The sequence below is a fragment of the Primorskyibacter flagellatus genome (assembly GCF_900176485.1).
Taxonomy (GTDB): domain Bacteria; phylum Pseudomonadota; class Alphaproteobacteria; order Rhodobacterales; family Rhodobacteraceae; genus Primorskyibacter; species Primorskyibacter flagellatus.
In genome coordinates, this window is record NZ_FWYD01000001.1 from 128,122 (window position 1) to 141,781 (window position 13,660).

Below are 13,660 nucleotides of genomic sequence, written 5' to 3' on the forward strand. Positions count from 1 at the left end.
CCTGCGCGCCCGTATGGGCGCACAGTCAAGGAACAACTTTATCCCGCAAGCGCCTTGTTCAGGTTCTCTTCGATCTTTTCCAGAAAGCCCATCGTGGTCAACCAGCCTTGATCCGGGCCGACAAGCAGCGCCAGATCTTTTGTCATATGCCCGGCCTCGACAGTCTCGATGATCACACGCTCCAGCGTTTCAGCGAAGCCCTTGAGCGCTTCGTTCCCGTCCAGTTTGGCGCGGTGCTTCAAGCCGCCTGTCCACGCGTATATCGACGCGATGGAGTTGGTCGAGGTCTGCTCGCCTTTCTGGTGCTGGCGGTAGTGCCGCGTGACCGTGCCATGCGCGGCTTCGGATTCCACGACCTTTCCATCCGGTGTCATCAGGATCGACGTCATCAGCCCCAGCGAGCCAAAACCCTGCGCGACCGTATCTGACTGAACGTCGCCGTCATAGTTCTTGCAGGCCCAGACATAGCCGCCCGACCATTTCAGCGAGCTGGCGACCATATCGTCAATCAACCGGTGTTCGTACCAGATCTTCTTTTCCTCGAACGCCTCTTTGAATTCGGCCTCATAGACCTCTTCAAAGATGTCCTTGAACCGTCCGTCATAGGCTTTCAGGATCGTGTTCTTGGTCGACAGATACACGGGCCAGCCAAGGTTCAGACCATAATTCAGCGACGCACGCGCAAAGTCATAGATCGACTTGTCGAGGTTATACATGCCCATGACGACGCCACTGTCGGGCGCGTCAAACACCTCGCGTTCGATCACTTCGCCATCGGCACCTTCGAATTTCAGCGTGATCTTGCCCGCACCCGGAAAGCGGAAATCCGTGGCCTTGTACTGGTCGCCGTAAGCGTGACGTCCAACCACGATGGGCTTGGTCCAGCCCGGCACCAGCCGCGGCACGTTCTTGCAGATAATCGGTTGGCGAAAGATCACCCCGCCCAGGATGTTGCGGATCGTGCCATTGGGGCTGCGCCACATCTTTTTCAGGCCAAATTCCTCGACCCGTGCCTCGTCCGGCGTGATGGTGGCGCATTTCACGCCAACGCCGACTTCCTTGATCTTTTGTGCGGCGTCCACGGTGATCTGGTCATCGGTGCGGTCCCGCTCTTCCATGCCCAGATCGTAATACAGCAGGTCGATGTCCAGATATGGCAGGATCAGCTTTTGCTTGATGAAATCCCAGATGATCCGGGTCATCTCGTCGCCGTCAAGCTCGACAATCGGGTTCTGCACCTTGATCTTTGACATTGGGGCCTCTTTCGCGCTGGCTGACTGGTAAACCTGCCCGATCCCTACCGCATGCGCGTGCAGCGGCAAAGACCTGCTTTCCGCAATGCGGTTTTTTGCGCGGGTGCGTCCGAAAAACGCGCGTTAAGCGGGCAGACCACGTTCGACGCGGCGCATGTGCAACATGATGACCAGCGAAGCCAGTGCCATCGCGCAAACACCCAGGGCGAGCGGCAGGGTGGTGCCGTCGAACATCAAGCCCAGCGGGATCGCCAGTGCGACAGAGAACACAGTTGAAACCGCGCCGATCACACTGGCAGCCGTACCCGCGATATGGCCCATGGGCTCCATCGCCAAGGCGTTGAGGTTGCCCAAGGTCATGCCTGCCTGAAAGAACACCGAAATCTGCCAGATCACGAAAGCAGCGAACCCCAGATTGCCCGGCAGATCAGCCATGCTCAGCAGCACCATGGCACCGGACAACCCGACCTGAGCCGCCAGTGTCACCGTCACCAGAAACCGCATTCCCAGACGTCCGACCAGCGCTGCATTCAACAGGCTGCCCGTCCCTGCCAATACCGCGACGATCCCAAACCAGAACGGAAATTCCGCGCCCCGCCCAAAGGTGATGTCATAGATCTGCTGGACCGACGACAGCATTGAAAACAGCATCCCGAAACACAGGGTCTGCACGACAATGGACAGCCGCACGGTGGGGTGCATCGCCAATTCCGTCAGCGCCTGTTTCAAGGCCGAAAGACGCATCGGTCGCCGCTCCTCGACGGGCAGGGTTTCCGGCAGGCGCAGGGCCAGCCACAGGCAGGCAAGCCCCATGAACACCACAAATGCCACAAAGATCGCCCGCCAGCCGGAATGCGCGATAAGGAACGCGCCCATCAGGGGGGCGAGGGCCGGCACCAATGTGAACACCATCATGATGAAGGACATGATCTTGGCCATCCCGCGCCCGGCATATAAATCGCGGATGATTGCCAGTGTCACGATGCGCGGTCCGGCGGCACCCAAGCCTTGTACCAGGCGCGCCGCCAGCATCAGTTCCAGCGAATGCGCGGCCCAGGCCACAGCGGATGCCAGAACGTAGACAACGGCCCCGATCATCAGCACGGGTTTGCGCCCGTACCGGTCCGACAGCATCCCCGTGACAAGCGTTCCAAGCCCCATGCCCAGCACAAATGTCGTCAGGATCAACTGCGCGCGATTTTCGAAACCGGGGCTAAGCTCTGTTCCGATTTCGGGCAGGGCGGGCAGCATTGCATCGATTGAGAACGCAATGGTGGATACCATCATTGCCATCAACGCAACGAACTCAAACTGTGAAAGGCGGTGTGGCATGGCGCAGTCCTGATTTCAGTGCAATGCGCCTCGGACCTGCCGTGACAGGGAGGGCGCATTCAGCCTGCCTATGCCCATTTTTTAGCCTTGACCAGTGCAATACCTGTCAAAAATAGCACATGGCCTGTCCGCCTTCTCACAAGCGGTGTTGTCGCGAGAGTCGCGTGTCAGTGATATTTACAGCAAACGTATTTCAAGATCCTGTTCACAAGGCTGCGTCTGCGGGTTGGGCAGGGTCATCTTCGGACGATGCCGCCGGGCCGATACCTGGCCGGCTTCCACCGAAAATGCAGTTGTTCAGGGGATATGTCGGTGATTCATCCGCGCGTCTGCGCCAGCGCGTCAGGGCACAGGGCGTCGCGCAGCGTCTGTGTCACGTCGCGTGCAGACGTGGCGCTGGTAACGAACGCCGCCAAGGACGCGTCGGCAAAGCCGCGCGCGATCACATGATCCAGCAACGCTTGCAGCGGGTCCCAGTAGCCGTTCACGTTCAGCAGGACGATCGGTTTTGCGTGCAGGCCCAACTGGCGCCATGTCAGCACCTCGAAAAATTCATCCAGCGATCCTGCACCGCCGGGCATGACCACGATTGCGTCGGCGTTCATCACCATGACCTTCTTGCGTTCATGCATTGTCTCGGTAACGATAAAGCGGGTCAGATCAACCTTGCCGACCTCGGCGCGCAGCAGATGCTCGGGGATCACACCAAACGTGTCGCCGCCTGCCGCTTGCGCCGCGCGCGCCACGACGCCCATCAGCCCGACATCGCCCGCGCCGTAAACCAGCCGCCAGCCCTCGGCCGCCAGCGCGGTGCCCAGATTCTCCGCCTCGTCGTGAAAGGCGGGGTCGTCGCCGCTGCGAGAACCGCAATAGACACAGACGGACCGGGTGGACGACTTGGCCATGTGGGCGTGCTCCGATAGGTTTTCCAAAGTTTTGATTCCTGATAGCCTTGTTGATATATACTCTCAACCGGGCAGGTGTCTTTCTGGCATACTGTCGTCATTTATCCGGTCTCCGGGCACGAAAAGGATCGCCATGAACAAGGTGGCCGGCATGACGCTTGGTGGCGTCGCTGCAATCGGCGGGACAGGCACCGCTGCCATTCTCGCCTTGGTGTTCTTTTCTGGGGACAGGCCTGCATCGTCGCCGGTTGACATGCCCGTCGCAGAAACATCGCAGGCAGAAACGTCGAAGGCACCGCAGAAGGCCAGAGCTGCGGATGCGCCGACGGCAGATGATCCGGTCGCGCCGCAGGCGGGGGCAGAGCCGCAAACGCCGCCCGGTTTCGATATCGTCCGGGTGGACCCGGACGGGGCGGCGCTGATTGCCGGGACCGCAACGGCCGGGGCGGGAGTGCTTGTACTGCTCGACGGGCAAGAAAAAGACAATGTCGAAGCTGACGGCACGGGACGCTTCGTCAGTTTTCTGTCCTTGCCACCGAACGATCTGCCACGCGTGCTGAGCCTTCGACTGGTGACCAGGGATGGCACAGTCGACTCCGAAGACCGGGTCATCATTGCGCCAAGATCTGTCGCGCCCCCCGAAGATCTCGCGTCGGTGGAACCGGCGCGGCGAAAGGCTGAAGTGTCGGGCGCAAAGGTGCCGCAGCCCGGCACCGGGCCGAACGGCGCGGTCGCCTCGCCGAAGCAGAAGACCCAAACGCCAGAGCAATCTGCCGCCGACATTCCCGCCCCTCCCGATACCCACGAAATGCCCGACGACATGGCCAGGACAACGGCGCGCGCCGGGATGAATGCGGCAACCGACCCGACAGCAATCGCGCAGGACGAGCAAGAAACCGGGCTGACGATGGCCGGCGCATCAGGGGACAGTATTGCTGTTGAGGCTCCCGCGACAGGCAGGACCAATCGTCCCGCATCAACAACTCTCAGGTCAAGTGACGCGATCGGCGTGTCAGGCAGGATAAGCCCGACGGAAACCCAACCGGACGCGCTGGCGCGGACCGCCGTGAGCGTGCCACAGCCTGATACGGTGCCTGCGCCGACACCACAGGCCCCGACGGTGATCCTGGCCAACCGCGAAGGCCTGCGCGTGCTACAGACCCCATCGGACGGCGCGATGCAGGCCGTGGCACTGGATGCGATCACCTATTCCGAGGCCGGCGATGTGGCGCTGTCGGGGCGCGGCTCAGCGCAGGGGTTTGTCCGGGTCTATCTTGACAACACCTTCGTCACCACCTCGCGGATCGCACAGAATGGCAACTGGCGGGCAGAGCTTCCGGATGTCGATAGCGGCGTCTACACGCTGCGCATCGACGAGGTCGATGACGACGGCACCGTGATCAGTCGCGTGGAAAGCCCGTTCAAGCGCGAGTCGCCTGCATCCCTGGCGGCAGGGTTGGGAACCGGCGCACAACAGGTGCAGGCGCTGACGGTGCAGCCCGGCGATACGCTCTGGGCGATTGCGAATGACCGTTATGGCGACGGCTTTCTCTATGTCCGCGTGTTCCGCGCCAATGCCGACCGCATCCGCAATCCCGACCTGATCTATCCCGGTCAGATCTTTGCCTTGCCGGATGACGATACCGGCGATGCCGGCAGTACCGCAACGCCCGAATAACCTGCCACACCTGCCTGCGCACAGGGGCTGCGCAGGCAGGTGTGGCACTGGTCTTTCCGCATTGCACAGACTATCTCGGCAGTCTTGAAGCAGAAAGACGTCCCCATGCCCGCAGATACCACCGCCGCCGCCGCCGCTGACGAAAGCCGCGAATCCACCGAGGCAAATCTAGCCCGGGCGGAGCGCCGCTCTTCCCTGCGCACCATTCGCAAGGTCGTGCCATATCTTTGGCCGAAAGATCCTGCCTGGGTGCGCCACCGGGTTGTCTGGGCCATGGCAACGCTGATCCTGGGCAAGCTGATCGCGGTCGGCACGCCGATGATTTACAAGGGCGCGGTTGACGCGCTGAGCGGCGAGGGTGTCTCGCCGCTGATGCTGGGGGCCGTCGGGCTGACCATCGCCTATGGCATGGCGCGACTGTTGTCGGTGGGGTTTCAGCAGTTGCGCGACGCGATCTTCGCGCGGGTCGGGCAGCGGGCGCTGCGGATGCTGGCGCTGGAAACCTTCACCCATATCCACCGTCTCAGCCTGCGCTATCATATCACCCGCAAGACCGGCGGGCTGAGCCGCATCATCGAGCGCGGCGTCAAGGGCGTGGACTTCCTTCTGCGCTTCATGCTGTTCAGCATCGGCCCATTGCTGCTGGAGCTTCTGCTCGTCGCCGGGATCTTCTTCTTCGTCTTCGATGTCTGGTATCTGGCGGCCGTGGTCGTGACCATCGCGCTCTATGTCTGGTTCACGTTTGCGGTGACCGAATGGCGGGTCAAGCTGCGCCGTCAGATGAACGATCAGGACACCGACGCCAACCAAAAGGCCATCGACAGCCTGCTGAATTTTGAAACCGTCAAGTATTTCGGTGCCGAGGACCGCGAAGCCCGGCGCTATGACGCGGCGATGGAGGGCTACGAGACGGCGGCGATCAAGACCGCGACCTCGCTGGCGTTTCTGAACTTCGGCCAATCCCTGCTGATCACCACCGGGCTTGTGGTGGTCATGGTGCTGGCGGCGATGGGGGTGCAGTCGGGCAACCTGACGGTCGGCGATTTTGTCATGGTCAACGCCTACATGATCCAGATCACCATGCCGCTGAACTTCCTTGGCACGGTCTACCGCGAAATCCGCCAAAGCCTTGTGGATATGGGCCAGATGTTCGATCTGCTGGAACAGCCCGCCGAGGTTCAGGACAAACCCGCCGCGCCCGCGCTGGCCGTGAAGGGCGGGGTGGTCAGCTTTGACAATGTGAAATTCGGTTATGACAGCGAGCGTCATATCCTGAAAGGCATCTCGCTGACGGTCGGGGCGGGTGAAAGCGTGGCGCTGGTCGGGCCGTCGGGGTCGGGCAAATCCACCATCGGGCGGCTTTTGTTTCGCTTTTATGATGTCGATGGCGGGGCCATTCGCATCGACGGGCAGGATCTGCGCGACGTGACCCAGCAAAGCGTGCATGACGCGATTGGCGTGGTGCCGCAGGACACGGTGCTGTTCAACGATACGATACGGTATAACATTGCATATGGCCGCGACGGCGCCACCGAGGCGCAGATTATCGAGGCCGCCCGCGCCGCACAGATCCACGACTTCATCGCCTCGCTGCCCGAAGGCTATGACACCGCCGTGGGCGAACGCGGCTTGAAACTGTCGGGCGGCGAAAAGCAGCGCGTTGGCATTGCCCGCACGTTGCTTAAGAACCCGCCGATCCTGCTGCTGGACGAGGCGACCTCGGCGCTGGACACCGAAACCGAGCACGAGATCCAAGGCGCGCTGTCGCGGGCCGCCGAAGGCCGCACGGTCATCACCATCGCGCACCGGCTGTCCACCATCGCCGACGCCGATCGCATCGTCGTGCTGGAAGCGGGTGAGGTGGTCGAACAGGGAACGCATGAAGATCTGCTGGCCCGCGCCGGACGCTACGCCCAGCTTTGGGCGCGCCAGCAGGCTGAAGAGGAAGATGACGTGGCTTGAGGTGACCAGCCTGCACAGATCCTGCCAACACCGGTTTTTCAGATCGTAACAGCAACCGCCTGATGCGTCGAAAGCACAAATTTGCCTGATCACAAAACGCTTACCCGTCTGCTGACAAATACTGTCAGCAGACGGGGTTGAGCATCGCAGAGCGGCACGCTAGGGCAATGGGGAAAGGATTCCCTCATGTCACTGTTTCGCGCCGCCCTCGTATTGGGCCTGCTCTCTGCCGTTGGTCCCTTCGCGATCGATATGTTCCTGCCTGCGATGCCCGCCATTGCGGCTGATCTGGCCGTATCGGAAACCGCGACGCAGGCGACGATCACGGCCTTCTTCATCTCGTTCGGACTGGCGCAGCTGATCTACGGCCCGTGGTCGGATCAGGTGGGCCGCAAGCTGCCGCTTTATGTCGGGCTGACAATCTTTTCGCTCGCCAGCATCGGTTGTGCGATGGCCGACAGCATTGTGGCGCTGACGGCGTTGCGGTTTGTGCAGGGGATCGGCGCTTCGGTGGTCATGGTGGTGCCCCGCGCGGTCATCCGCGACATGCTGACCGGCAATGCCGCAACCCGGTTGATGGCGCTGGTGATGCTGGTGATTTCCGTGTCGCCGATGCTGGCACCGCTGGCGGGCAGCATCGTGCTGGCCTTTGCGGAATGGCGGGTGATCTTCTGGGTGCTTGCAGGCGGCGCGGTCCTCAGCCTTGCCCTGACGGCGGCGCTGCAACCCGAAACACTGCCTGTTGAAAAGCGCGTCCCGATCAACCTGGCCTCGCTGTGGCGCGGGGCTGGCATCTTGCTGCGCGACCGGACATTTCTGGGCATGACCTTCATCGGTGGCTTTGGCATGGCCAGCTTTTTCGTCTTCATTGCCAGCGCGCCCTTTGTCTATTCCGGACAATATGGCCTGACACCCACCGGGTTCAGCATTGCGTTTGCCGTCAACGCCGTCGGCTTTTTCGGAGCGTCGCAGCTTGCGGCCCGTCTGGGCGAGCAGCTTGGCCCCGAAAAGGTGATCCGCCGCGCCGTCATGGGGTTTGCCACCTTCACTACATTGCTTCTGGTGCTGACGCTGTCCGGGTTTGCAAGCCTTTATGTCCTGATCGGCTGCCTGTTTCTGGGAAATGCCTGCCTCGGGCTGGTCATCCCGACAACCATGGTGCTTGCGCTTGATCCGCATGGCGAGATCGCCGGGCTGGCCTCGTCACTGGGGGGCACCATGCAGATGCTGGCAGGCGGCGCGATGATCGCGCTGGTCGGCCCGTTCTTCGACGGCACGGCGCTGCCGATGGTGGTGGCCATCGCGATCTGTGCGTGGATTGCCTTTGGTCTCTCCCGCCTGCTGGTGAGCGAACAGGCGGCCGTGGCATAGGCCCGGCCGCAAGGTCCGTGTTGGCGCTTGCGGCTGGTGGTTACTCGGCCGCCTTCAGCGCCACATGGCTGCCCGGCGCGGGGGCGGCCTCTGGCGTGTCTTCCCATAGGATGGTCGGTGCCTTGATGCGCCGCGCGGCACGGCGCAGCGCCCAGTCCTGCGCGGCCGCACTGGACCGGCCCAGCGACAGCTTGGCCAGCAACCGTGCGAACCAGCCGATATAGGCGACGAACCAGACCCGCAGCGCCAGCATCGACGGTGTCACGACCAGCGTCAGCACCGTGGCGATGCCCAGCCCGAACACCACCGCAGTCGCCAGCTGTTTCCACCAAAGAGAGGTCGGGCTGTCGATCGAATAGCCGCCATTGATGAAATCTAGGCTCAGCCCGAACATCATCGGCGCAAGCCCCGCCATCGTGGTGATCGTGGTCAGCAGCACCGGGCGGATGCGGTCCTCTGCGGTGCGGATGATCGCCTCGATCCGCGGCATGTAGCGCGCGTAATCCTGATAGGTGTCGATCAGCACGATGTTGTTATTCACCACGATCCCGGCCAGCGCCACGATCCCCGTGCCGGTCATGATGATCGAAAAGCTTTGATCCATCACCAGCATCCCGATCAGCACGCCGGTGGTGGACAGCACCACCGCCAGCAGCACCAGGACCGAGTTGTAAAGGCTGTTGAACTGCGCCAGCAGGATGATGAACATCAGCCCCAGCGCGCCCAGAAAGGCGTTGCCGAGAAAGGCCTGACTTTCGGCCTGATCCTCCTGATCGCCGGTCCATTCCCATGTGATGTCAGACGGGAATGGACTACCGTCCAGCCAGCCCGTCAGGACGGCAATGCGTTCATTGGCGTTCAGCGGCACCGTTTTCAGCGTATCGGCATCGACAGGTGCGGACGGATCGGACAGTGACACGATGTCATAGCCAAAATCGCCGCCCGGAATATCCGGCGTGCCGGTGCTGTCGTGCATCCGTGCGCGCCCGATACCAACCAACGCGTCGCTCTGCACGTCCTTCAAGGATACCAACCCGTCCACCACATCCGCCTTCACGTCGAAATAGCGTTTCTGGTCGATCCTGTTGATCTCTGCCAGCTTGGCCACGGGTTTGCGCGTGATGAAATTGGACAGTGGCACCAGCCCGTCGCCGGTGCGCACTTTCAGCGAATCCAGAGTTGTCAGCACCCGGTCCTTTTCCGGCAGGCGCACACGGATCTCGATCTCTTCGTCGGAACTGTCAACGCGCATCGTGTCCAGCAGAATGCCGCGCGTCACCAGTTGCACCATCGCGCCCACGGTGGCCACATCCGCACCGTAACGGCCTGCCTTTTCCACATCCACGTCGATCTGCCAGTCGATGCCGGGCAGGGGGCGCGTGTCCTCGACCAAGGTCAGGCCGGGTGTTTCCTCGAACCGGGCGCGCGCGATCTCTGTTGCGGTCAGCAGATCCTCCCAATTGTCGCCTTTCAGGCGCAGATGCACGGGCTTGCCGCTGGCAGGCCCCATGGCGAGGTTGAGGATCTCGATCTCGATACCTGGCAGGGCTTCCAATTGTTCGGTCAGTTCGGCCAGCACCACATCGCCATCCAGCTCGGGCACGTCGCGGCGATCCTCCCACGGCACGGTCTCCAGCTGGATCTGGCCGATCGTGTCCTTGGGGGATTGCGCGCCGCCGGTGTTGGAATTCAGCCCGCCATCGCCCGCGAAGGCAAAGGCGGTCTGCACGCCGGGATGGGCCAGCACGATCTCTTCGGCCTCGGCCAGTAGACCGTCCTTTTCGACAAGGCTGAGATTGCCGCGCGCCCGGACATAAACGATGGCCTGTTCCGGCTCGCTTTCGACAAAGAAATCCACGCCGTTATTGTTGGCACCGAAATAGGTAAACACGCTGCCCACGAAAATCGCGACCGCCGCGATGGTCACCAGCGGCATCACCGGGTTGCCCGCGATCAGCCAGATCAGCCAGCCAAACGGACGACGGCGATAACGCCCCTGCACGCGGGTGGCGCGGCGTTCGATCTTTGCGGCCCCCATCACGATGGAGGCGAAGACGGCCGCCAAGACGAAGGGCAGGCCAAGCGCCAACACGCCGACGACGATGCCCAGCACACCACCCGCATCGGAAAAAGCCCATCCCACCAACGGACCAAAGGGCAAGAGGTAATCGGAGTTCAGCGCCTGCATGGCAGCCGCGAACAGCGCAAGCATCGCCACCGGCACCAGCGCCGCGCGGGCCAGCCACGGCAGATTGCGGCGCAGCGTGGCGCTGGCATTGCCCAGCATCCGCGAGAACCGCCCCGTAACGCCGCCCATCACCGGCAGGAAAATCAGCGCCACCACCAGCGAGGCCGACAGCACGAAGATTAGCGTCACCGGCAACATGCCCATGAACTGCCCCGGCACACCCGGCCAGAACAGCATCGGCAGAAAGGCACACAGCGTCGTCCCGGTCGAGGACACGACCGGCCAGAACATCCGCTTGGCCGCCTCGACATAGGCATGCATCGGGCCAACCCCGGCCGAGATCCGCTTGTCGGCATATTCCACCACCACAACGGCGCCATCGACCAGCATCCCCACGGCAAGGATCAACCCGAACATCACGATGTTGGAAATCGCGATGTCCATGATCGCCAGAAAGGCAAAGCACAGCATGAACGAGGTCGGGATCGCAAAGCCCACCAGCAGCGCGGGTCGCGTGCCCAGCGAGGCAAGCACCACGATCATCACCAACGCAATCGCCGTCAGCACCGACCCTTCCAGCTGGCTGACCATCGACCCCACGGTGCGCGACTGGTCGTTGGAGGTGCCGACCTTGACGGCAGCCTGCAATTCGGGCGGCCAATCGGCCTGCGCCTCCTCGACGACCCGCGTCACCTCGGCGGCGGTGTCGATCAGGTTGAAGCCCTTGCGCTTGACCACCTGGAGCGCAACCGTCGGTTGGCCGTTGAAGCGCGCCGTGCCGGTGCGGTCCTCGAATGTCAGCTGGATCTGCGCCAGATCGCCCAGCGTCACCACCCGGTCGCCATTGGTCTTGACCGGCAGGTTATAGACGTCGCTGGCATCGTCAAAGCTGGACGGGATCTTGACGCTGAACGTGCCCTGATCGGTCTCGACCTCGCCGGCGGCGATCAGCTGGTTGTTGTTCTGCACGACGGAAATCAGCTCGCCTGCGGTGACATTGTAGGATTCCAGCCGCAGCGGGTCGATCACCACTTCCAGCATCTCGTCGCGATTGCCCGCGATGGCCGCCTCCAGCACCGCGTCCAGCCCCTCGACCCGGTCCTGCAATTCCTTGGCGACGCGGGTCATGGTGCGTTCGGGCACGGCGCCGGTCAGATTGACGATGACGATGGGAAATTCGGAAAAGTTGATCTCATTGATCGAATATTGCTCTGCCCCGACTGGAAAGCCTGCCTCGGCATTGCTCATGGCGTCGCGGACATCGGCCATGGTCTTGGTCTTGTCCCAGCCGAATTCAAATTCCAGCGCGACCCCGGCATAGCCCTCGGACGCGGTGGCCGACATGGTTTTCAACCCGTCCAGATCGGCCAGCTCGGTCTCCATCGGCTTGACCAGCAATGTCTCGCTGTCCTCGGCAGAGATTCCGGGGAAGGGGACGGACACGAACAGCGCCGGGATCTCGATATCCGGTTCGCCCTCCTTGGGCAGCATGGCATAGGCAAACACGCCGATCGCCAGCGACAGGAAAATGAAGGCGATGACCATCCGGGCATGTTCGGCGGCCCAGTCGACGATACCGGTCATTGCGTGACCTCTTTGTAGGTCGCGGCCACCGGCACGCCGTCGACCACATATTCCTGCCCGACGGTGATGACATCCACCTTGTCCGGCAGACCAGTGACAAGCACGCCTTCGCGCGTGTCACGCAGCAGGGTGACGGGTATGAACTGCGCCGCGTCATCGGCCGTAACCGTGCGCACGCCAAGCGCGCCTTCATCGTTCAGCGTCAGCGCCGATTGCGGCAGCAGATGCGCCATCGCACCCTCTGCCTCGATCAGGATCTCGGCGGTCTGGCCTGCCCGCAGCGCCAGTGCTGCATTGGGCACCTGAACCTCGACCCGGAAGGTGCGGGTGGTCTCGTCGGCGCTGCGCGACAGAAAGGTGACACGCCCCTTGGTTTCCTCGCCCCCGGTCAGGCGGGCCGCGGCAGGCGCACCAATCTCGATCCGAGTGACCTCGGTTTCCGGCACAAAGGCCACCATCTTGATCGGGTCAAGCTGAATGACGGTGGCGCAGATGCCGCCGGCCTGCAACAGGCTGCCCAGTTCGGCACCGTCGCTTTCCAGCAGCCCGGCAAAGGGCGCGTGAATCTCCAGCCGTTCGATTTCCTTGCGCGCCGAGGCCACGGCGGCTTCGGCGGCCTGGATGCCGGCCTGTGTGCTTTCCAGACCGGATTTGGCCGATTCGACCGTCGCCTCGGCAGAGCTGACCGCCGCCTTGGTGGTTGCCACCCGCGTCGCCGAGGCAAACCCGTCCAGTTGCAGCGACGAGGCGGCATTGTCGTTGATCTTCGCCTCTTCCAGCCGCGCCTGCGCCTCTGCCACGCGGGCACCCGCCTCTGGCACTCGGGCGCGGGCCTCTGCCAGACGTGCCTCGGCTTCGGCCAGCGCGGATTCGCGGGTGCCCGGTTCAAGCTGGCACAGCAACTCGCCCTCGTTCACGAACGATCCCTTGCGCAGTGGCTCTGACGCGACGCGTGCGGTGGTTTCGGCCCGGACATCGACCTGCCGGGCGGCGGTGGTCTCGCCGCGCAACACAACCGCACTGTCAACTTCGCGCGCGACCGAGTGCCGTGCGATCACCGACACCGTGCCGGGGGCCAGTTCGGCGGCATTTTCCGATGCGGCCTCGGTTGCGGCGGTCGCTTGCGGTTCTGCCTGCTTGTCGGTGCCCCCCGTGCCGGGCGTGTCGCCGCGCATCAGGGCTTCGGGTGTTGCTTGGCGCGCAAAATCCAGTAACGCCTCACGCTGAAAAACAATGGCAAACAAAAGTGCGGACACCAATAAAGCGGTGACGATCGAAACGATCCGCATGATTATCCTTCCAATGGGATGGCCTGTCCGCCCCGACCGATCCCCCCGGAAGGACCATGTCGAAAGACATGCGCTGAACTGTTTGGTTCAAAATAAAC

General features: G+C 62.6%; 8 protein-coding genes. 3 read left to right on the plus strand and 5 right to left on the minus strand.

From position 1 onward, the window contains the following. Nucleotides 1-38 precede the first annotated feature (38 nt). The 3 genes from B8991_RS00600 to B8991_RS00610 all read right to left on the minus strand — a co-directional run bounded on the left by B8991_RS00600 (nucleotide 39) and on the right by B8991_RS00610 (nucleotide 3,490). Nucleotides 39-1,253 carry an NADP-dependent isocitrate dehydrogenase gene (locus B8991_RS00600; RefSeq protein ID WP_084350286.1) on the minus strand — a complete coding sequence of 405 codons (1,215 nt, stop codon included), beginning with the start codon at nucleotides 1,251-1,253 and terminating at the stop codon, nucleotides 39-41. Nucleotides 1,254-1,376: 123 nt separating this feature from the next. Beyond that, nucleotides 1,377-2,585, minus strand: a complete 1,209-nt coding sequence (locus tag B8991_RS00605; protein WP_084349868.1) for a multidrug effflux MFS transporter — start codon at nucleotides 2,583-2,585, stop codon at nucleotides 1,377-1,379. A gap of 317 nt (nucleotides 2,586-2,902) precedes the next feature. Further along, entirely contained in the window at nucleotides 2,903-3,490 is a 588-nt protein-coding gene (locus B8991_RS00610; protein WP_084349869.1) for an LOG family protein, read from the minus strand. A 133-nt stretch (nucleotides 3,491-3,623) separates the two neighbouring features. Here B8991_RS00610 and B8991_RS00615 point away from each other — a divergent pair, with 133 nt between their 5' ends. The 3 genes from B8991_RS00615 (at nucleotide 3,624) to B8991_RS00625 (ending at nucleotide 8,501) form a co-directional block, all read left to right on the plus strand. After that, nucleotides 3,624-5,168: a LysM peptidoglycan-binding domain-containing protein gene (locus tag B8991_RS00615; protein ID WP_179141395.1), complete on the plus strand. Its 1,545-nt coding sequence runs from the start codon at nucleotides 3,624-3,626 to the stop codon at nucleotides 5,166-5,168. A 105-nt stretch (nucleotides 5,169-5,273) separates the two neighbouring features. Continuing rightward, nucleotides 5,274-7,130, plus strand: a complete 1,857-nt coding sequence (locus tag B8991_RS00620) for an ABCB family ABC transporter ATP-binding protein/permease (protein WP_084349871.1) — start codon at nucleotides 5,274-5,276, stop codon at nucleotides 7,128-7,130. 186 nt (nucleotides 7,131-7,316) lie between these two features. After that, nucleotides 7,317-8,501, plus strand: coding sequence for a multidrug effflux MFS transporter (locus B8991_RS00625; RefSeq protein WP_179141396.1), 1,185 nt, complete (start codon nucleotides 7,317-7,319; stop codon nucleotides 8,499-8,501). 40 nt (nucleotides 8,502-8,541) lie between these two features. Here the strand turns inward: B8991_RS00625 and B8991_RS00630 are convergent, their stop codons facing one another. Both B8991_RS00630 and B8991_RS00635 read right to left on the minus strand, forming a co-directional pair. Continuing rightward, nucleotides 8,542-12,273, minus strand: a complete 3,732-nt coding sequence (locus B8991_RS00630; protein WP_084349872.1) for an efflux RND transporter permease subunit — start codon at nucleotides 12,271-12,273, stop codon at nucleotides 8,542-8,544. After that, the gene (locus B8991_RS00635; RefSeq protein ID WP_084349873.1) at nucleotides 12,270-13,562 is read right to left on the minus strand and encodes an efflux RND transporter periplasmic adaptor subunit; all 1,293 of its coding nucleotides are present in this window, start codon (nucleotides 13,560-13,562) and stop codon (nucleotides 12,270-12,272) included. The genes B8991_RS00630 and B8991_RS00635 overlap by 4 nt, the downstream gene beginning before the upstream one ends. Nucleotides 13,563-13,660: the final 98 nt, after the last annotated feature.